The following is a 20,965-nucleotide window of genomic DNA, read 5'->3' as shown; positions in this document are numbered from 1 at the left end:
GGACCGGCATCCGTACCCGCGTCCGTCACCACGACAGGACCACCGTCCGTGCCAGCGTCCGTCTCGACAGGACCACCGTCCGTCTCCACGGAACCGGCGTCCGTGCCAGCGTCCGTCTCCACCGGGCCCGCATCCGGCTCACCGGCATCCGTACCCGCGTCCGTCTCGACAGGGCCCGCATCCGGCTCACCGGCATCCGGCACGCCCGCGTCAGGTACCGAGCCCGCATCAGGCGTCAGCTGACAGCTGTTTTCACATCCATCCCCGTTGGTCCTGTTGCCGTCGTCACAGCGCTCGCCGCTCTCGACGACACCGTTGCCACAGACAGGATTGGAAGGAGGGTCGTCGTCACCATCACAAGCTGAGACGACCAGGAGCAGCGCCGCGAGCGGCGCCAGCAGTTGGCGGAAAGACCAGGACATGTAGGGGACGCTCCAGAGTGGCAGACCTGCGGGGGCCCGAATCCTACAACCGTCATGCATCGTTCAATCAGCAAAATTTCAACGACACCGTAGCAAAATGCAACCCCAGGGGTACTTTCCACCCCAGGAAAACTCAGGCAATTCCCGTGTTTCCAAGGCTCTACGGGATGACCTCCACATCGCGGTTCCTTTGAAACCTCTCAGACAGCCTGCCGGTGCGGGCGCGAAGTGCCGCGAGTCCGGACGCTTACGCGGAGTGTTTACTTTGCGTGGGCGGCACCCATAGTGAGACATCGGAAACACGGACTGCATGTCTGTGTTTCTTGAGAAAGCTCTCAGAAACATACAAGTCGCGCCTGACGGATTAATCAGGGAATCGCCCTCGCCGGGGCGATACAGGGGGAAGTGTGTCTTCAACCAAGAAACGACAACAACCGGGGGGGAGACCCCTCCCCGGAGGCCGGGTCGCGCCCGCGCTCGGACGTTCCTTTCTGGCGATCGCGCTGGTCTCCAGCCTCGCCTGTCAACCGGACGGCGCCGACGCGTCCACTCAGCAGGCCGCGCCAGGCCACCAGCCCATGGCGCCCACGCAGGAGAAGGCGGTGGGCTCCTCTCCCCAGGCGCTCGCGGAGCCCACCTGCGCGCGGACCGTCTTCGCGGATGTCGTCGCGCTGGATCAGGTCTACACCTACAACCGGCTGGGCTCCTTCAACCCCACGGGCATGATCTACGCCCTCAAGGAGGACGTGGAGGCCATCAGCCCGAGCAAGCCCGTGGGGCCCGGCAACGCGCGGCTGAAGACGAACAAGCGCCCCCGCCCGCTCACCCTGCGCGCCAACGTGGGGGACTGCCTCCAGGTGAAGTTCTTCAACTGGCTGGCGCCTACCCGCTCGGCGATTCCCAGCCCGGAGCAGTCCCAGCCCGGCCCGAGCAGGGCCGGCGGCTCCACCACGCTCAGCATCCTGCGCAAGCTCTTGCCCCTCTGGGTGTGGACGCTCTCGTATGACCCCGTCCAGTCGCTCATCAAGCGCGAGGCGGTGGGCGGCCGGTGGTTCTGGCTCGGCGAGGAGCAGGACGCGGAGAACGACCACCGCGACAACTCCCCCGCCACCCGTCACGCGTCCATCCACATCCAGGGCCTGCAGTACCGCAACATCCTCTCGGACGGCGCCAACGTCGGCTTCAACCCGAGCAGCCTGGTGCCCTCCGGCGGCACGCTCGACTACACGTGGTACGCGGACCACGAGGGCGTCTTCTTCTTCCACAGCATGGGGGCCTCGTTCGGCGGCGAGGGCGATGGAGGCTCCACCGCGCAGGGCCTCTTCGGCGCCGTCAACGTCGAGCCTCCGAACAGCACCTGGTATCGCTCCAAGGTGAGCGAGGGCGTGCTCAAGGCCGTCACCACCGGCACCAACCCGGACGGCACGCCGCTCATCCAGTACAACGCGGTGGATGGCACCGGCCGTCCCCACCTGGCCATCCTGGATTCCAGCCGGAAGATCCGCCACGGCGACCTGGAGGCCATCATCACCGGGTACACGAGCACGTCGGTGGGCACCAAGACGTCCATCGACCAGGGCCACTTCCGCGAGCTCACCGCCATCTACCACGATGAAATCAAGGCGGTTCAGGCCTTCGACGAGCTGGAGTGGAACCCGACGTTCCACAGCGTCCGCGACGGCTTCGGGGTGAACTACGGCGTGGCGGGCCTGGGCGCGGAGCTCATCGCCAACCGCGCGAAGATTGGCCCCACCAAGGACTGCGTCACCTGCGAGTACGAGGAGTTCTTCCTCGAGTCCTGGGCCAATGGCGACCCGGCGATGAACGTGGAGAAGGACGCCTCCGGCAAGGCCGTGGCGGCGCTCTATCCGGACGACCCGACCAACGTGCACCACAGCTACCTGGGCGACCCGGTGCGCATCCGCAACATCCACGCGGGCCCCGCGGAGACGCACGTCTTCCACCTGCACGCGCATCAGTGGAAGTACTCGCCCGGCGCCCAGGACTCCAACTACCTGGACTCGCAGACGGTCGGCCCCGGCTCGGCCTTCACCTACGACATCAACTTCGGCGGCTCCGGCAACCGCAACCTCACGGTGGGCGACTCCATCCACCACTGTCACCTGTACCCCCACTTCGCCCAGGGCATGTGGGCGCTGTGGCGCGTGCATGACGTGTTCGAGGCCGGCACCAAGGACCGCGTGCTGCCCGACGCGGAGATCAAGAACGGCACCCCCAACCCGGCCGTCATCCCCATCCCCAGCCGGGCCATGCCGCCCATGCCCACGTATGTCGCCACCACCGTGAGCACGCCCTCGGGCGTGATGACGCGGCCCGCGTTCCCCGGCTTCCCCTTCTACATCCCGGGCATGCCGGGCCGCCGGACGCCCCAGGCCCCGTTGGATCTGGAGTTCGACGGAGGCCTGCCGCGCCACATCGTCACCAACGCGGTGGGCCCGGTGGCCTATGGCAACTCGGGACGCTTCGACGTGGACCCGACGGCGCTCAACATCAAGCTGCTGCCCCACGCCGGCACCCCGACGGAGAAGGCCGCCATGGCCTTCCACTCCGGCGACTTCCCCAGCGCCGCCGGCGCCACCGCGCCGTCCATCGTGCCGCTGCACAACGACCCCGCCTTCGCGGAGACGGTGAAGTACTACCCCGGCTACACCGCGCTGGGCGGCACCGGGAGGTTCCTCGTCAACGGCCGGCCGCCCGTCGCCGGTGCGCCCTTCGCGGACCCGTGTCCGTCGCGCACGACGAAGCGCAACTACCGCGCGACCTACCTGCAGGTCGCCATGCAGCGGGTGAACCGCGCCGGCTGGCATGACCCGCAGGCGCGCCTGATGGTGCTCAACGAGGACGTGGCGGCCACGCAGGACGGCAGGCGGCCTCCGGAGCCCTTCTTCTTCCGCGCCGAGTCAGGCGAGTGCATCAACTTCTACGCCACCAACATCATCCCCGCGCACCTGGCACCGGATGACTTCCAGATCTACACGCCGACGGACGTCATCGGGCAGCACATCCACCTGGTGAAGTTCGACGTGACGGCGGCGGACGGCGCCGGCAACGGCTGGAACTACGAGGACGGCACGCTGTCCTCGGACACGGTGGCGCACCGCATCCACCTGGCCAACGCGGCGGGCGGCGCCTTCGTGGCGGATGGCAACGTGGGCGAGACGGGCGCGCGCGTGTACCTCTCCGCGCCCGCGTCCCACCCGCGCATCCCCCGTGCGCCCGGCACCGCGCAGACCACCGTGCAGCGCTGGTGGGCGGACCCGCTGCTCAGCGACTCGGGCAAGGAGCACCCGCTGGAGACCGTGTTCACCCACGACCACTTCGGCCCGTCGTCACATCAGCAGCACGGCTTCTACGGCGCGCTGATCGTCGAGCCGAAGGGCTCCAAGTGGAGGGACCCGCGCACGGGAATCTACTACGGCTCGCGCGTGGCGGACGGTGGCCCGACGAGCTGGAGCGCGGACATCATCACCGCGAACCCGGCCAACAGCTTCCGCGAGTTCGCCATCGCCTTCGCGGACTACGTGCCCCTCTACGACGAGTGCGGCAAGCCGGTGAACCCGCCCAACTACAAGGAGGAGAAGCTGCCGTGGGCGGTCGGCTTCGAGACCACGCCCATGCCGGAGGCCATCAGCGCCGCTGACCCGGGCGGGATGACCATCAACTACCACAACGAGCCCATCCCCCACCGCATCTCCACTCGCATCAGTTGCAGCGACAGGGTGCAGCGCAGCGGGACGCGCGGAGACATGGCCAACGTCTTCCGCTCGGACATCCACGGCGACCCGTACACGCCGGTGATGTACGCGAACCCAGGCGACAACATCCGCATCCGCCTCATCCAGGGCGCGCAGGAGGAGCAGCACTCCTTCACCCTGCACGGCAACAAGTGGCTCAAGGAGCTGTACGACCCGGACAGCGGCTTCTACAACGCGCAGGCCATCGGCATCTCGGAGAAGTTCGAGTTCAACCTGACCGGCGGCCTGCCGCAGATCATCGGCCCGTACGAGACGGCGGACTACATGTACATGAGCGCTTCCACGGGTGATTTGTGGAACGGCATGTGGGGCATCCTCCGGACGACCAAGAACCGGCTGCGAAACACCCGCACCCTGGCGGACGTGGCCCTGCTGGCCGCGGACGAGAACCCGAAGCTCCAGACGGTCGCCAGGGGCGCTGCGAACGGAGAGGCGCAGGCCTACCCGCCGTTCACCCTGCTGGACCTGCCCGACGAGGCGGGCCTGGAGGTGCTGGACCCGGAGAAGGAGCGCGACTCCGTGCAGGACTCCTACGAGGTGGACGAGACGGGCAAGCCGGTGAAGCAGCGCACCGTCGAGCACGTCATGGCCGACCGCGAGGGGATGCTCCGCGTCGACAAGGACCTGGTCCTCCAATACGAGGCGGCCCAGTGGTTCGGCATCAAGCCCATCAAGACGGACTCGTGTCCGAAGGGCGCGCCGGTCCGGCTGTACCGGGTCTCCGCCATCGACGCGAAGAACCACCTCGCCGGCAAGCGGCTCGTCTACAACGACGTGCACAAGATCTACGACCCGGACGCCATCATCTTCGCGCAGGACGCGCACCTGGGCGGGCTGAAGGCCGGCACGCGCAAGCCGGAGCCGCTCATCCTCAGGGCCCGCGCGGGTGAGTGCATCCAGGTCATCCTGACCAACCGGCTGCCCTCCACCACGCTGCCAAAGTCGAACATCTGGGCTCACCACTCGGCCATCACCCCGCGCTTCAACGTCAACCAGGTGCGGATGTCGAACCACGTGTCGCTGCATCCGCAGCTCGTCAACTACGACGTCAACGTGGACGACGGCGCCAACGTGGGCCTCAACGCGGTGCAGACGGTCCCGCCCGGCGGCGCGCGCACGTACCGGTGGTTCGCCGGTGAGTTCAAGAGCTCGCCGTTCGGCACGCCGTTCCCCTGGGGCCGCAGGACGCCCATGGAGTTCGGCATCGTCAACCTGCGCAACATGGCGGACGTGGTGAACCACGGCATGCACGGCGCCATCGGCGCGCTCATCATCGAGCCCACCGACGCCTCCTGGACGGCGGACCCCGGCACCGAGGCCCAGGCCTACGTCTCGTACACCGGGGCCGACGGCAAGCCGGAGACGTTCCGCGAGTTCGTCGCCCTCTTCCAGGACGACCTGGGCCTGCACAGCGATGACTCCACCTTCTGGGACACGGACGGCCTGGAGAGCTACACGGCGCTGCGCAACACGTCGGGCATCGACGACTCGCAGGACACCGGACAGAAGGGCTTCAACTACCGCACCGAGCCGCTGTGGGCCCGGCTGGGGGTGCCCCCGCAGACGAGTCCGGAGGCCATCAACGACTTCGACCTGCGCGACATCCTCAGCTCCACGAAACATGGGGACCCGGCCACGCCGGTGTTCAGGGCGAAGGTGAATGACCCGCTGCGCTGGCGGTTCGGCCATCCGTCGGGCCACTCGCGCCAGCACGCCATCTCCATGCATGGCGCGGAGTGGCGCCGCAACCCGTGGCGCGCGGGCAGCCAGTCGCGCGTCATGGGCCCCAACGCCACCTCGCCCATCATCTCCACCCAGGGCGGCGCGTCGGTGATGCAGTCGTACACGATGATTCCGGAGTACGGAGCCGGTGGCGCCTCCAGCGTCAAGGGCGACTACATGTACCGCGACCACGCGAGCTTCCTGTGGAGCGGCGGCGGTCTGTGGGGCGTGTACCGGGTGCAGTAGCGGTCAGCCGCTGTCGGTTCCGGGCGACGCGGTCCGCGTTGGAGCGCGTCGCCCCCCTTCTCTCTCTTCGGTGTCCCTGGAAGTCCTCGCACCATGCGCAAGAGCCTTGTCTTCACCTCCCTCGGCCTGCTGTCCTTGGGCGCACTCGGCGCCGCCGGTTGGAACCTCCGCCCTCGCGAGCAGCCGGACGTCCCCGTGGCCGCGCCACCCCTCCCCGCTCCGGAGCCGGTCTTCGCCGAGCGCGAGGGTGTCTCGGTGCGGTTCGATTTGTCGCTGAACCCTCGTCCCCGGGAGGCCGCGGCCGGCGCGCCGCTCCAGGGCACCGCGCGCTTCGTCCTCCAGGACGCGAAGTCCCACGCGCCGCTCCAGGGCCGACGTGTGCTCGGCTGGATGTCGCTGCGGGAGAAGGGCGCCGCGCCCCTGGATGACGCGGCCTGCACGGCGCGCGTGAAGACCTATCTGGGCGGGCTGCTCTCCGCGCGCGCGGACGTGGACCTGAACGCCTACTGGTTCCTCACGCTCAACCATGACCACACGGTGTCCGTCATCAACCCGCAGCTCGCCTTCGAGCGCACCAAGCTGCACAGCCTCGTCTCCGTGGGCGGCGAGGCGGCCGACTGGGCGATGTCGCAGGACCGCTCCGCGCTCTACGTGACGGTGGCCTCCGGCAACAGCGTGTCCGTGGTGGACATGGAGCGCTTCCTCACGACACGGACGGTCCGCGTGGGCCAGCAGCCGGGCCGCGTCGCGGTGGCACCGGATGGCCGCACCGCGTGGGTGAGCAACGACGGGGACGGCACCGTGAGCGTCCTCGACACCGCGGCCCACGCGGAGGTGGAGACCTTGCGCGTGGGCACGGGCCGCCATGAGTTCGCCTTCTCCGACGAGGGCCGCACGGCCTGGGTCACCAGCACCGAGGCCGACGTGCTGACCGCCGTGGATGTGGCCTCGCGCGAGGTGCTGGGAACCGTGAAGGTGGGCGTGGGCGCGGGTGACGTGGCCTGGAGCCCCGTGGCCCGAGCCCTCTTCGTGGTCCAGCCCCGCTCCAGCGAGGTGCTGGTGGTGGACCCCGAGAAGCGCGAGGTGTCGCGGCGCATCACCGTGAAGCCCGGGCCGGGCGCGCTGCGGTTCGACCGCACCTCTCGCTGGGCGTTCCTGCTGTACCCGGAAGCGGACGCGGTGGACATCCTCGACGCCGCGCGCAGCCAGGTGGCCCACGCGCTCACCGGCTTCTCCGCGCCGGACTCCGTCGTGTTCACCGAGTCCTTCGGGTACGTGCGCAACACCACCAGCGGGCGCGTGGCCCTGGTGGACATGAGTACGCTGGAGGGCACCGGCACGCCCTCCGTGGTGAACGTCACCATGGGCCAGCGCGCGCCCGAGGAGTCTCGTGGGCTGGGCCGCTCGGACCCCATCGCCGCGCTGCCAGAAGGCAACGGCGTCATCGTCGCCGGCACCGCGGACCGCGCCCTCTTTCTCTACCAGGAGGGAATGATGGCGCCGCGAGGCACCCACCTGAACTACGGCCGCGAGCCCCGCGCCGTGCGAGTCCTGGACCGCTCGCTGCGCGAGGTGGAGGCGGGCGTCTACTCCGCCACGGCCACGGTGCGGGAGAACGGCACCTACGACGTTCAGCTGCTCCTGGACAACCCCCGCGCCATCGTCTGCACGCAGTGGCAGGTGGGCGGAGTCCCGGAGGACGCGGCGCTCGCGAAGAAGCTCCCGCTCACCCTCACCCCCGCGTTCGACGCCAAGACGCTGCTCACCGCCGGCGCCACCACGACGCTGCGCTTCAAGCTGGAGCCCACTCCGGGCATGACGGGCATGCCCCCCGTGCAGCCCGAGGAGGTTCGCGTCCTCCTCTTCAAGACGCCCGGCACCTGGCAGTGGCGCACGGAGCCGCGACGCAGCGCCGACGGCGGCTTCGAGGTGGACTTCACCCCGCCCTCGCCGGGCCAGTACAAGTTCGTGGTGGGCGTCGAGAGCCGTGGCATCGACCTGGGTCGCCTGCCCCACTCCACCTTTGGCGTCGTGGAGGCTCCTGCCTCGGCGACGGCATCCGCCTCCGAGGTCCACCGATGAAGCACCGCCTGTCGTCGTTCTCGAAGGTCCTCGTCCTCGTGCTGGGGCTCGCGGGGCCCGTGTCAGCGCACGAGGTCGCCGTGCCCACACCCAAGGCGCCCGCGCCGCTGAGCGTGGAAGTCCCCGACGTGGAGCTGGTGGACCAGACGGGCCGCGCGGTGAAGCTGTGGACGGACCTGGTCCGTGGCCAGACGGTGGCCATCAACTTCATCTTCACGCGCTGCAAGACCATCTGTTCACCGATGACGGCGACGGTGGCGCGCGTGCAGAAGGAGCTAGGCCCCCGGAGCAACGTGCGCTTCATCTCCATCACCCTGGACGTGGCCAATGACACGCCCGAGCGCATGGCGAAGTTCGCCGAGCCCTTCAAGCCCGGCCCGGGCTGGTCCTTCCTCACGGGGGAGCCGGCGAAGGTGAAGCAGGCCCTGGTGGCGCTCGGGGGCTATGTGCCGGACAAGGAGGCGCACCGCCCCACCGTCCTCGTGGGCAACGCGATGGCCGGCACGTGGACGCGCGTGGATGGATTGGGGAGTCCCAGCACCCTCCTCGCGGCGATTCGCGAGGCCCAGGCGGCTTCGGCGGGGCCCTCGGAGCTGGGGGCCACGGTGCAGGCGGACGCCAGCGCGCAGGACGCCTCGGCCGCGAAGTACTTCACCAACACGGAGCTGGTGGACCAGCACGGCAAGGCGCACCGGTTCTACGAGGACCTGGTGCGCGGACGGAAGGTGCTCATCAACTTCGCGTTCACCGCGTGCAAGGGCGCGTGCTCGCCCATCACCCGACATCTGGCGCAGGTGCAGGAGAAGCTCGGCGGACGCGTGGGCAAGGACATCACGATGATCACCCTCTCGGTGGACCCCGCCAACGACACCCCCAAGAGCCTGGGCACCTTCACCCAGAAGATGGGCGTGCGGCCCGGCTGGTACTTCCTCACGGGCTCGCGAGAGAACATCACCCTCGTGCTCAAGAAGCTGGGGGGCTACGTCGATGACCCGGATGCGCACAACACCACGCTGCTCATCGGCGACTCAGCCACGGGGATGTGGGTGAAGTCCCCGGCGATGGCCCAGGTGGACAACATCGTCTACGCCGTCGAGCACCTGAACGACCCGAGGTAGCGGCATGCCGAGGAAGCCTGACGGAGCCCGCGCTGTCGGCGTCTCGCGAGCAGCGAGCCTGGGGCCACATGGCGCGCGGTGGGCCCTGGTGGTCCTGGCGTCGCTGTGGTTCGGCTGCAAGCAGGCGGAGTCGACACCTGCTCCCGTGGACCCGCTGACGGCGAAGCGAGGGCGGAGCCTCTTTCAGCGGGGACAGAGCGTCCGAGGGAAATCACTCATGGGTTTTCTCGCGCCCGAGCGTGTGGAGCTGAGCGGAGAGGTGGCCGCCTGTGCTCGCTGCCATGGTCCTTCGGGTCGTGGCAGCCGCGAGGGTGGCGTGGAGGTGCCGGACATCACGCCCGGGGCGCTCGGACATTCGCGGGCTCGAGCGGTGGGAGCGCTGGAGGACGCCGCGCGCCCCGCGTACACGCGGACCACGTTGTTGCGCGCCATCACCGAGGGTGTCTCCGCCAGTGGGCGTGTGCTGGGCGTGGCCATGCCTCGGTACGCACTGGACGATGTCGAGCGGGAGGAGCTGCTCGCCTACCTGGGGCAGCTTGGCGAACACCCGGACCCGGGCGTCTCCCCCACCACGCTCACGGTGGGCGCGGCGTTGCCTCTCACGGGAAGACGGGGACAGCTGGGACAGGAAGCCGCGGCCGTGGTGCGCGCGGTGTTCTCGGACGTGAATGCCAGTGGCGGCATCTTCCGCAGGAAGCTGGAGCTGCTCGTCGAAGACGACGCCGCGCTCCACGCGCCGCGGAGCATGATGCCTCCGGCCGCGGACTCCACTGCGCGATTGCTGGAGCGAGGGAGTCCGGCGGAGGCGGCGCAGGACGCCACTCGGGCCACGACGCCTCCGACCTCTGACGCCACCACGCGCTTGCTGGACCGTGGCGTGCTCGCGCTGGTGGCCAGCATGCGACGAGGCCCGCTGCCTTCCGACGCGCGACTCACCGAGGAAGGTGCGCCCCTCATTCTCCCCCTCGCCTTGAACGGAGGCACCGCCGACGAGGACAGTCCCGTGTTCTTCCTGTACCCCGATGAGCCCGCTCTCGCGCGGCTCGCGGTGCAGTCCCTCGCCGCCACGCGCGAGTCCGAGCTGCGACGCAAGTCGCTGGTCGTCATCCACACGGGAGGCGATGAGGGCAGGGCCTGGGCACAGGCCGTGCGCGCGGAGACGACACGCCGGGAGCTTCGAGCCCCCGTGGAGCTGACCGTCCCAGACGGACCTCTCCCGGTGGAGCACTGGGCCTCCGCGCCACCACCCGCCGTGCTGTACGCGGGAACGCCCGAGGGCCTCGACACCTTGCTGCGGGCCCTGGAGGCGCATGCCCCCTCCGTACGTGTCCTCGCACCGGCGAGCCTCGCCATTCCCGAGCTGGTGGGCGCCTCGACGGGTCGCATCCACTTCCTCTATCCCGCTGGCCTCGGAGAGCGAGCCCCCGCGCTGAAGGACTTCGCCGCGTTCATGAAGCGCCATGGCCTGGCCCCGGGACACACCTCGTTTCAATTCGGCGCCTACGCCGCGGCGCGAGTCCTCGTGGAAGCCCTCACCCGAGCGGGAGCCGAAGTCACCCGCGCCAGCTTGACGCAGCACCTGGAGACCCTGCGCGACTTCGACACGGGCGTCTCCCCGCCCGTCACCTTCGGCGTCAATCGCCGCGTGGGCGTGCAAGGGGGGCAGCTCGCGGCGTTGGACCCCACCACGAATCAGCTCGTCCCTGTGTCCGACTGGATACCCCTGACACCCTAGCGGTTGTGTGCGAGCGTCGGGCCCATGGCCCTGCCCCAGACCCACTTCATCGAGACCACACTGCGCTCTGCGCTGATGCAGTTGCCGGTTCGGACCGCGGTCTTCGAGCTGGAACAGGCGCGCGTGCTGCTGTCACCCGCATCGATTCTCACCGCCGAGCAGCTCAAGGAAGCCGGTCCCGTCACGGACATCGTCGCCCCGAGCTTGATGCACACCGCGGGCATGAAGGCCGCCGCGAAGGCCCACCCGACGGCACGACTCTGGGGCCCCCTGGGCGCGCGGGAGAAGCATCCCGAGCTGACCTGGCATGGCCTGCTCGGCGTAGACCCCTGGCCCTTCGAAAGCGAGCTGGCGCTGCTTCCGCTCGCGGGCATGCCGAAGTTGAACGAGAGCGCGTTCCTCCACTCCGCCTCGAAAGCGCTCTACCTGACCGACATGGTCTTCAACATCCCGCAACCGAAGGGCCTCGCCGCCTGGTTGTTCTTCAGGATGTTCGGCACCTACCGCCGCTTCGCCGTGAGCAAGCTGTTCCTCCGCTTCGTCAAGGACAGGCCCGCGTTCGAGGCCGCCATCGCGAAGCTCGCTTCGCTCGACTTCCAGCACGTGATTCCCTCACACGGAGACGCGGTGCTGCACGAGGGCAAGCCCAGGCTCCTCGCCGCGCTCCGCGAGCGCCGACTGCCCGCCTGACGCCTCACGACGCGGCTCGCGGCGCCACCGGAATCTCGATGACCACCTCCGCTCCGGCGCCCCTCGGCTCCGTCGCGACATAGGCGCGGCCACCGTGTTGCTCCGCCACCTCCCGGACGATGGCCAGGCCCAGCCCCGTGCCTGACGTGTGCACGTCACCCGGCACGCGGTGGAAGGGCTCGAACACGGTCTCGCGCTCGGACGAGGGGATGCCCGGCCCCTTGTCCGCCACGCGCACCTGATAGCGCTCTGCCTCCCGCACCAGCCTCACGTGAATCTCTCCCCCCTCCGGAGAGAACTTCAGGGCGTTGGACAGCAGGTTGTCCACGGCCTGCCGCAAGCCTCCGGCATCGAAGCTCGCTTCGGCGGGGCCCGGCGCATCCATTCGAATCAGCAGACGCCTCCGCTCCGCCTCCGCGCGCGCGCCCTCCACCGCCTGGGCGATGAGCTGGGACAGGTCTCCGCGCTTCCGGTCCCACCCTCCGCGTCCCGCCACCGCGAGGTCCAGGAGATTGCCCGCGAGCACCGCCAGCCGGTCCACCTCCCGCCGCGAGTCGAGCATGCTGGCGCGCAGCTCCTCCGGCGTTCGCTCCCGGCGCAGCGCCAGGTCCATGCTGGTGCGCATCAGGGTCAACGGCGTGCGCAGCTCGTGCGCCGCGCCAGCGATGAGCCGCTCCTGCGTCTCACGCGCGCCACGCAGCCGCTCCGTCGCCTCCGCCAGCACCGCGCGAAGCTGGCCTATCTCGTCACGCTCCAGGTCCTCCACCGGCGCGCGGGAGAAGTCGCCCTCCCGCAGCTGGCCCAGGTGGCGGGTGATGGCCGCCAACCTCCGCGCCAGCTTTCGCGCCAGCGTGGTCTGCACCACCAGCAAGGCCAGCCCCAGCACCGCCGCCAGCGAGAGGGCCATCCGGTGGTACGTCCCCACGGAGCCATCCACCTGCCCCAGCGACGCGGACAGGCGCAGCGCATAGCGCTCCCCGTGGGGGGAGCGGACATTCACCCGCACCTCTCGCCACCGCTCGCCATCCGGCTCCACCCGAGTCATGAGCCGAGGCTCGCCCCCCGGCTCTCCTGGCACGATGCGCTCCTCGAGCACCGCCACCCCCGCGGGCCCTTGCGGGTAGCTCACCACCAGCGACCCGTCCGGCCCGTAGAGGTAGCCATGGGGCGCGAAGGGCCGCACCTGCTCCAGGAGCGGCGACACCGCCATGTGCAGGTGGACCTTCTGCCCGGGGCCGTCGAAGAGGCTCACGCTCTCCACCGCGGCCTGCGCCAACAATGCGCGGTCCAGTGAGCGCTCCAGGTCATAGCGGAAGAGCTGGCCCGCCAGCCCCAGCGCGGTGAGCATCGCCAGCACGGGGAGGAGCGCGCCCAGGACCCAGAGGCGCCGCGTGAGCATCACGACGATTCGTCCGTGGCCACCGTCAGCTTGTAGCCCACGCCGCGCACGGAGCGGATGGAGACGTCGGTGACTTGAAGGCGCTCCAGCTTCGTGCGCAGGTAGCCCACGTACACATCCAGCACGTTGCCATGACCCTCGAAGTCCGGGCCCCAGGCCTGGGCCATCAACCGGGCTCTCACCTGCGCCTCGCCCGGATGCTTCGCCAGCGCGGAGAAGAGCGCGAACTCACGCGGCGTCAGCGGCTCCTCGCGACCTCCCTTGCAGAGCACCCGTCGGCGCGGGTCCATCACCACGCAGCCCAGCCGCACGGCGCCATCCTCTGTTTCACCTCGCCGCGCCAGCGCCTCCAGCCGCGCCAGCAGCTCCTCGAAGTCGAAGGGCTTCACCAGGTAGTCGTCCGCGCCCGAGCGCAGCCCCGTCACCTTCTCCGGCGTGGTGCCGCGCGCGGTGAGCATCAACACCGGCGTGCGCACTCCCGCGCTCCTCCAGTGCTTGAGCAGGGTGACACCGTCGATCTCCGGCAGGGCCCAGTCCAGGATGATGACGTCGTAGCCCTCCCGGGCTCCCACCTCCAACGCCTCGCGTCCCCGCGTACAGACCTCGACGGTGTGGCCTTCCTCCGCCAATCCCCGCTGGAGCAGGGCCACCATCTTCACTTCGTCTTCGACGAGCAGCAGCCGCATGGACACGCCCCTCCCCTAGTTTTCCATGCCCGGAGGGGGCGTTTCCAGAGGCAATCCCGTGACAAGCGGCTCAAGTCGGAGCGGAGGGTCCGGGCTCGCGAGACACCGAGGACACCTCCGGCCGCATCCCATGGTCGATGAGGAAGGCACGCACGGCGTCGGAGATTTCGGTGCCCGCCTCCAGCAGCCCGGCATGCCCCGCGTCATCCACCTGCATCCAGTGGGCATGAGGCAGGGAGTCGCGCATGCGGATCATCTCCCGCAGGGGCACCAGGGTGTCGTCGCGCGCGGCGATGATGAGCGTGGGCACCTTCACAGAAGGCAGCACATCCCACGCGTGTCCTTCGGCCAGCCCGCGCAGCGTGTACCAGTAGGCCTTGGGGCTCATGGTGCGAAGCGCGCGCAGGAACTCGTCGATGTCGTCCCTGGGCGCGCGCGCACGCAGGGCCCCCACAGCGCGGGCCATGGGATAGGCGATGCGACTGCCCAGCACCGCGCGCACCACCGGGGTGACCAGCGGCACCGCGGGGGTCGCCATCCGGAAGACCTCGCGCGCGGTGGACAGCGCGGCGCGCGCGGCCAGTCCCGCGTCGCCAGAGCCCGGAGCCCCCGGCGTGCCGGCGATGAGCGTCATCGCGGGCACCAGGTCCGGCCTTCGCCGGTACAGCTCCAGGAGGACGCGCACGCCCATGGAGAAGGCCACCTGATGTGGCGGCCGACCATCGCCGCGCGCCATGACTTCCTCGGTGACGCGCTCCAGGTCTCCCACGTGTACGGAGACGTCATAGTCGCCGCCGCGGGACTCCTCGCTGCCGCCGTGCCCCCGGTAGTTCCAGTGCACCACCCGGTGGTCCTGCTCCAGGCTGGCGACGATGTGGCGCCAGAAGTTCTCCGAGGTGCCAATGCCATTGCTCAGCAACACCGTGGTGCGAGTCTTCAGCGCGTCGTCCGCGGCCTGTTCGAGCAGGTCGCCGACGTGGGTGTGCCAGGCCACCCGGGTCCCATCCGGGGCGACGACGTAACGCGTGGCGCGACGATAGGGCATGCCCCTTCACCATGGTGCGGGGACGGCGGGGGCGCAAGCGGTCCTTCCCAGCGTCCGCGGTGCGGAACACCGTGCCGTGACACTCCCACCCCTGGAGCGTCCAGGGTATGAGGACGCCATGCTTCGTGAGGATGCTCGGGACATCGACATCGACAGGGCGCTCGCACACTACGCCGAGCACGGCTATGCCCGGCTGGGTCGGGTCCTGGAGGAGTCCGGGCTGGACGCCCTGCGCGAGCGTGCGGACGACCTCATGCTCGGCCGGGTGGTCTACCCTGGCCTGTTCTTCCAGCCGGACGCGACCACAGGGCGCTACGAGGACGCGCCGCTGGGCCTGGGCTGGCAGGGCCCGTCATTGGACTATCGCAAGCTGGAGAAGCTGGAGAAGGACCCGCGCTTCCTCGCGTGGATGGAAAATCCCCTGTTCGAGCGCATCGTCCGCGCGCGCATCCCCGGCGACATCGTCCTCTACCGCGCCATCCTCTTCCACAAGGGCCAGGCCGGCGGCAGCAACCTGCCCTGGCACCAGGATGGCGGCCGACTGTGGGGCCTCACGCGCGAGCCGGAGCTCCAGCTGTGGACGGCCCTGGACGACGCCCCCGAGGACGGCGGCTGTCTTGAGGTGGTGCCCGGAAGCCACAAGGCCGGACTGGTGACGGAGCTGGGCGGCGTCATTCCTCCCGACGCGGTGGCGGCCCAGGACGCGGAGCGCCGCGCCCTGCCCCTCCCCGCGCTCGCCGGTGAGGTCATCCTCATCCACAACCACCTGTGGCACCGCTCCGGACGTGGCCGCCCCGGCCTGCGCCGTCGTGCTTTCTCCGCGTGCTACATGAGCGCGGACACCCGCTGTGTCCGCAAGAAGAAGGCGCCGCGCGTCTTCCCGCCCATGTTCCGTCCCCTGTCGCCGTGAAGGCGCGGCCATGGGTGGAGGAGAAGTCCTCCTCCGCGCCCGGTGCGGGGGACGGCGCCGCGTCCTTGCCCGCCCCCCGATAGGCATCAGTGAGCCCGTCGGGGCCGATTTCTACGTAGGAACCGGTGTGCACCAAGACTCGCCAGGTCATGTCTCGTCTGTAGTTCATGGCCAGCGGAGCATCGACGGACAGAACGTCAGGCGTTGGGGGATTGAATCGCGCATCGCCCCCGAGAATGCCAATCCAGCCCCACTGGGTTCGGAGAGGGCGTTACTTGCGGGCTGGAAAGTGTGGATGTGATTGTCATGAATGACGGAACACAGCGCCACGTGCATGCCCGTTTTCCCATGGCGAAAGACCACGGATGCCTTTACACTTTGATTTCCCATGGATGGACGTTTTCATCAGGCCGAAGTACGTGCGCAGTCGAGCAAACGCCGTTCTTTTCTCCTGGAGGATGGACATGAAAACCCTTGCCCCGGAAACCCCCGTTGAAACGCTGTACCGTGAAGGTCGCAAGACATTCATTGACCTGGTCCCCGATGGCGGCGCCAGACTTGATGCGCTGTTCCATACCGCCCCGGCGCTGGGCCAGTTGGCGGTGGGTGTCGTCTACGGCCATCTGCACGATCGCCCGGGCCTGGACCCGCGCCTGCAGGAAGCGTCGATTTTCGCCGCCATCGTCGCCGCCGGCATGGTCGGCCCCCCTTTGAGCGTACATTTCAAGACAGGTCTGGCCGAAGGCCTGGCACCCGGAGAACTCACTGAGTTGCTGACACTGGTATCCGCCTTTACTGGCTTTCCACGAGCCGTTGCCGCGGCGGATCAACTCAACAAGTTGTTTGAGGATGCAGGTCTGGCTTCACCTCCCGCGCCCACTCCTCGGGCCGTCACCGTGGCCTTCTGTGACAGCGTGCGCGAAGGAAACCCTTCGTACCCGGCCAATGCCCAAATCAGAAAGCTGTTGCGCAAACCCCATCGGTTATCGCTCCAGGCAACCGCCGCTGATCGTGTCCTCGTCGAGTGCTATGTCGGCAAGGAAACAGCGCCCCGAGGAGTTGTCATGGTACGGGTGACAGGGGCTGAGGTGGTCGAACTACAGGCTTACTCAAAAGCCACGACTTGACGCTCGCGGTGTGTCCGTTCACGTGCCACGGGGGCCCCTCACGGATCACGCAGAGGGTCCGGAAGTGGTCGTCCTGTACCCGCTTGAGGTGTGCACCGGTGGCGACTGCTCGCTCCAGGTAGACGATGCCCTCCTCGGTGACGCGCTCGCCTGCGACGAAGACGGCCTGTCCAGGCGGGAAGCAACCCATCGTCTCCGCGCTGATGCGTCCAACTGCTTCCCGGGCCGGCACACGCTCGCTGACGGTCAGCATGGCCGCTCGTCGCGGTGTCAGGACGCGCTCCGGCAAGGCAGGCGGCTCGAACACGTCCACGCGAGGCCCCTTCGGCCCCGTGGAGCTGCACACCTGCGCGAGCGCCCTCAGCGTGTCCCCCGCCATGCCGTCCGTCACGCTCGGGCTGACGCGGAACAGGACGACGTCCGGCGTCGCCATCAGCCCCGCATGGAACGCCGCCTCGACTGGGGCTTCCGAGGCCCGGCGTGCCTGGCTCGACCCGTTCGGAATCTCACGCGGGCGGACAGCCCCAGGAAGCCATCGATGACGACGTGGGGATGGGGCCGTGCGGCGCCGTAGCTGTGGTCGCGCGTGTCACGCCCTTCGCGCCACGATTGAGTGAAGGGCTCGCCATCCGCCATTTCGCATCGCCCAGTGACGCTCCTGGGTGGGCAATTCGAGCGACGGAGCGGCTCTCTCGAGGCCGCTCCGTCGCGGAGGTGCATGACTCAGTACATCTTCAGGTCATACCCCGCGGTAGGCCGCCAATCGGAGCCCGTGGGGACGTTGCGGGTGTCCGTGACCTTCACCGCATAGACACCAGGCGTCACGTTGACGGCCGTCCGGTACATCAGGCATGCGGGCGTGAAGTCCGAGCAGACCCTTGTCGATACGCTGGTGAGGAGCGCGCCCAGCGTGCGGGTGGCATGGTCGTACGCATAGACATCCAGACGCAGGCTCGCGCCATTGCGCACGTTGTAGGCCTCCACGGTCATCAGTTGATTGATGTTCGTGGCCCCAAGCACCCAGTCCACGTCTCCGGCCCGGTGGAACGTGTGTCCAAGCTGCGGATAGCCCAGGTACGACGAGGCCGTGGTGTGCGAGTTGTCGCTCTCGTACGAGTCCGGAGGCGCGAGAAGACAGTTGGGGGGAGGGCTGAACCCGCCGATAGCGAGGCAAACGTTGCTCGAGCAGCTGCATCCGGTCGTGCAGTCCGCGCCCGTACCGCAGGCGCGCACGGGCGCGACATCGCAGAAACCCGCGGGTGGAGGCGGACTGAAGCCGGCCTCGCAGAAGCCACTCGGGTTGCAGCCACAAGTGGCCCGGCAGTCGAGCGAGCTTGAGCAGGACCGAAGCTCCGACACTTGCTCCCCCAAAGGCTCCGACTCAATCGCGGACCCGGGCACCTCCTCCATGTTTCCACAGGCCATGACGAACAACGCCATGACAGCAATATTCCAGCGAACGATGTTCACGGTGCTCTCCTCGGATAGGGCTCCGCCCAGGCGCGGCATGCGCCGTGAGCGAAAGCCTGTTGTTGACTTCTGGTGAATACTGTCGGACTTCCGAATGGTGGTGCTGGTCAGGGAGCCGGCTCGGTTGCGGAGTTACGTTGGTTCGCTCCCGATGGGTTGGATACCTGTACGAATAGTCGAGAGCAACCTCATGGGAAACCAATCGTTGCCGTCGTGGACCTCACCGGCAGCCGTGCCGAAAGCGCCTTGACACGAGGACCGTCGTTTCCCGCGGGATGGCCACTTCCCTGAACAGTCGAGCGACTGCGCCACGAAGCGAAACAGCCAGGTCGCTCTACCCACCTTCGGCCCGTGGGCTCAAGAGCCATGTAGCTTGCCGTGTTTGCCGGGTGGAGCGCTCCAATGTTCAGCGTGTACTGCTCGGCATTGCCCACGCGAAGCACGGCGACCGTCTCGGCCAGGGGAAATTGTACCTCGACCCAGCCCGCATCGTCTGTCTTTCCATCCAGCACAACGATTCCCAGCCAACGCACTCGCGTCAAGCGCAAATGTGAGTCCACAGCAATTTAGTTGTGGAATGACTACGATTTGAGGCGGTTCGCGGTGCAACTCCGCATCAAGAGTCCCTTTGGATGATTGGACTGGACTTGCCTGTTTAACTTGAATTTCACTGCCGTCCTCACCATTCCTGAATGAGGAGGCTCTGTGATTCGTTGGCGACTTCATGACGCTTGGAAGCGTGGACTCGCGGTGCTGGGTTTGTTGCTGGTCGGCTGTGGGTCAGCCGAAGAGGGCGGAGCCGAGCAGGCCCTCTCCACCCTGACCTCGCCGCTCGTGGGGCAGAAGCTTGTCATCACTCCGGCGATGGTCCAGCCGGACGGCATCCGCCCGACACTGGGCGTTTACCAGAACCTCTATGACGAGCAGGCACTGATAGGCGACCCTCGCGCGGGCTCGACCTTCAAGCCCACGACGACCTGGGGCAACGTCGTCTACAGCGAGACCCAGTACCCCATGGGCTTCATCATCGACCTGGGTCAGCTCCATGACGTGACGGAAGTCGGCGTGTTCGACACGTATGACGAAGTCGGCACGGTCTACTTCAGCGTGGGGGCGCCGGGGGAATGGACCGCGCCCATCTCCATCGCCACCAACCAGTGGGAGAAGTGGCGGCTGGTGCCCGTGGGCCAGCGCACGCGCTACCTCCACTTCGCGCGCAGCATGTACGGCGCGTCGAACGAAATCGTCATCTATGGCTCGCCGGTGGGCACGCCCAGCAACGTACCTCCCACGGCCTCGGCGGGCCTGGACCAGACGGTGGTGCTGCCCACGTCGTCCGCCCAGCTCACGGGCACCGCGAGCGACTCGGATGGGACGGTGGTCTCCCGCCAGTGGACCCAGCTCTCCGGACCGAACACCGCCACGCTGACAGGCGCCACGACGCTGACGGCCACGGCCTCGGGCCTGGTGGTGGGGCTCTACGAGTTCAATCTGCTCGTGACGGATGACCAGGGCGCCACGGCCAACTCGCGCACGAAGGTGCGGGTGGAGCCAGCCCCCAACGGGCGCGGAACCACGCTGGAGATCTACGCGGGAGGGACGGGCTCGCCTCCTGGCAGCTATGGCCATGTCGTGTACCTGCCGTCGGGCTACGAGACGGGCTCGAACTGGCCCATTGTCTTCTTCCTGCACGGCGCGGGTGAACGGGGGGACGGAGGCACCCTGCAGCTCAAGCAGGTCCGGAACCTGGGGCTCCAGTCGTACATCGACAAGAATGGGAAGGACTATCCCTTCATCCTCGTGTCGCCCCAGACGGGCATCAACAACTTCTGGAACGACCAGGAGGCCCTCGATAGCTTGAACCCCTTCATCGAGCGGATCCTGTCGACGTACAAGGTGGACAGGAAGCGCGTGTACCTGACGGGCCTCAGCATGGGCGGTGCGGGGGACGTTCTCCTATGCGTCGACCTTCCCCGCGAAGCTGGCGGCCGCGGTTCCCGTCTGCAACGGTGGTTACGGCTCTTCCGTCCCTCGTGCACAGGCCATGGTGAACGCAAACCTCCCCGTCTGGGGCTCGCATGCCATCAATGACCCCGTCTCATACTCGGGGACGCGGGAATGGTTCACCCGGCTGGGACAGGCCATGGGCGGCACGGGAACCGTCATTGACACGTACACCTATCCAAACCGGGCGCAGACCGCGTTCTTCCGCCCCACCCTGGGGACGTGGACATGGGTCGACGGCCAGACGGCCCTGGATGCCAATGGCAATGCACCCGAGCGCCCGGTGCTCTTCACCCTCTTCCACGATGGTGGCCATGAAATCTGGGACCGCGTCTACCAGGACCCGAAGGTGTTGAGCTGGATGCTCGCGCAGCAGCGCCCCTGAGGCTGTCTTCCGGAGTGACGCGGGCATGTGCCCCGCGTCACCCCGGATGGTGGGGTGGCGTCCGTCCGCCCCTGGGTGAGGGCTGGGCGGGCAAGCAACGCGCGTGCTAGGCTGGACGACTCCTATGCCATTGACCTTTCAGTATGTG

Annotated in this window: 15 protein-coding genes; 9 read left to right on the top strand and 6 right to left on the bottom strand. The window is 68.2% G+C overall.

Annotated elements, in window-relative coordinates; translation table 11 throughout:
* Positions 1 to 422 (bottom strand): DUF4215 domain-containing protein (locus ACN469_RS12975; protein ID WP_498767635.1); only part of this gene is annotated, 422 nt, incomplete at its 3' end.
* 578 nt (positions 423 to 1,000) lie between these two features.
* Here ACN469_RS12975 and ACN469_RS12970 point away from each other — a divergent pair.
* The 5 genes from ACN469_RS12970 to ACN469_RS12950 all read left to right on the top strand — a co-directional run bounded on the left by ACN469_RS12970 (position 1,001) and on the right by ACN469_RS12950 (position 11,791).
* The gene (locus ACN469_RS12970; RefSeq protein ID WP_498767633.1) at positions 1,001 to 6,166 is read left to right on the top strand and encodes a multicopper oxidase domain-containing protein; all 5,166 of its coding nucleotides are present in this window, start codon (positions 1,001 to 1,003) and stop codon (positions 6,164 to 6,166) included.
* Between the two features lie 93 nt (positions 6,167 to 6,259).
* Positions 6,260 to 8,248 carry a YncE family protein gene (locus ACN469_RS12965; protein WP_498767631.1) on the top strand — a complete coding sequence of 663 codons (1,989 nt, stop codon included), beginning with the start codon at positions 6,260 to 6,262 and terminating at the stop codon, positions 8,246 to 8,248.
* Positions 8,245 to 9,366 (top strand): SCO family protein, encoded by a 1,122-nt coding sequence (locus ACN469_RS12960; RefSeq protein WP_498767629.1) that lies wholly within the window; start codon positions 8,245 to 8,247, stop codon positions 9,364 to 9,366. Before ACN469_RS12965 ends, ACN469_RS12960 begins: the two co-directional genes overlap by 4 nt.
* A gap of 4 nt (positions 9,367 to 9,370) precedes the next feature.
* Positions 9,371 to 11,101, top strand: coding sequence for a cytochrome c/ABC transporter substrate-binding protein (locus ACN469_RS12955; RefSeq protein WP_498767627.1), 1,731 nt, complete (start codon positions 9,371 to 9,373; stop codon positions 11,099 to 11,101).
* Positions 11,102 to 11,125: 24 nt separating this feature from the next.
* Entirely contained in the window at positions 11,126 to 11,791 is a 666-nt protein-coding gene (locus ACN469_RS12950) for a hypothetical protein (RefSeq protein ID WP_498767625.1), read from the top strand.
* A 4-nt stretch (positions 11,792 to 11,795) separates the two neighbouring features.
* Here the strand turns inward: ACN469_RS12950 and ACN469_RS12945 are convergent, their stop codons facing one another.
* From ACN469_RS12945 to ACN469_RS12935, 3 genes are all read right to left on the bottom strand, one after another.
* A complete protein-coding gene (locus ACN469_RS12945) occupies positions 11,796 to 13,190 on the bottom strand; it encodes a HAMP domain-containing sensor histidine kinase (RefSeq protein WP_498767623.1) in 1,395 nt (464 codons plus the stop codon).
* Positions 13,190 to 13,876, bottom strand: coding sequence for a response regulator transcription factor (locus ACN469_RS12940; RefSeq protein WP_498767621.1), 687 nt, complete (start codon positions 13,874 to 13,876; stop codon positions 13,190 to 13,192). Before ACN469_RS12940 ends, ACN469_RS12945 begins: the two co-directional genes overlap by 1 nt.
* Positions 13,877 to 13,946: 70 nt before the next feature.
* A complete protein-coding gene (locus ACN469_RS12935) occupies positions 13,947 to 14,921 on the bottom strand; it encodes an alpha/beta fold hydrolase (protein WP_498767619.1) in 975 nt (324 codons plus the stop codon).
* A gap of 118 nt (positions 14,922 to 15,039) precedes the next feature.
* Here ACN469_RS12935 and ACN469_RS12930 point away from each other — a divergent pair, with 118 nt between their 5' ends.
* Together ACN469_RS12930 and ACN469_RS12925 are read left to right on the top strand one after the other, a co-directional pair.
* Positions 15,040 to 15,831: a phytanoyl-CoA dioxygenase family protein gene (locus ACN469_RS12930; RefSeq protein ID WP_498767617.1), complete on the top strand. Its 792-nt coding sequence runs from the start codon at positions 15,040 to 15,042 to the stop codon at positions 15,829 to 15,831.
* 464 nt (positions 15,832 to 16,295) lie between these two features.
* Positions 16,296 to 16,958 carry a carboxymuconolactone decarboxylase family protein gene (locus ACN469_RS12925; RefSeq protein ID WP_498767615.1) on the top strand — a complete coding sequence of 221 codons (663 nt, stop codon included), beginning with the start codon at positions 16,296 to 16,298 and terminating at the stop codon, positions 16,956 to 16,958.
* Here the strand turns inward: ACN469_RS12925 and ACN469_RS12920 are convergent.
* Together ACN469_RS12920 and ACN469_RS12915 are read right to left on the bottom strand one after the other, a co-directional pair.
* Positions 16,894 to 17,337: an Orn/Lys/Arg family decarboxylase gene (locus ACN469_RS12920; protein WP_498767637.1), complete on the bottom strand. Its 444-nt coding sequence runs from the start codon at positions 17,335 to 17,337 to the stop codon at positions 16,894 to 16,896. The genes ACN469_RS12925 and ACN469_RS12920 overlap by 65 nt on opposite strands.
* Positions 17,338 to 17,681: 344 nt before the next feature.
* On the bottom strand, positions 17,682 to 18,398 hold the full coding sequence (locus ACN469_RS12915) for a hypothetical protein (RefSeq protein ID WP_498767613.1): 717 nt from the start codon (positions 18,396 to 18,398) through the stop codon (positions 17,682 to 17,684).
* A 735-nt stretch (positions 18,399 to 19,133) separates the two neighbouring features.
* Here ACN469_RS12915 and ACN469_RS12910 point away from each other — a divergent pair.
* Both ACN469_RS12910 and ACN469_RS12905 read left to right on the top strand, forming a co-directional pair.
* Entirely contained in the window at positions 19,134 to 20,519 is a 1,386-nt protein-coding gene (locus tag ACN469_RS12910; protein WP_498767611.1) for a carboxylesterase family protein, read from the top strand.
* Positions 20,473 to 20,817: a hypothetical protein gene (locus ACN469_RS12905; RefSeq protein ID WP_498767609.1), complete on the top strand. Its 345-nt coding sequence runs from the start codon at positions 20,473 to 20,475 to the stop codon at positions 20,815 to 20,817. The genes ACN469_RS12910 and ACN469_RS12905 overlap by 47 nt, the downstream gene beginning before the upstream one ends.
* Positions 20,818 to 20,965: the final 148 nt, after the last annotated feature.

This window comes from Corallococcus terminator (assembly GCF_049194865.1).
In the GTDB taxonomy this organism is placed as follows: Bacteria; Myxococcota; Myxococcia; order Myxococcales; family Myxococcaceae; genus Myxococcus; species Myxococcus terminator_A.
This window is presented reverse-complemented; position numbering and strand designations above follow the sequence as displayed.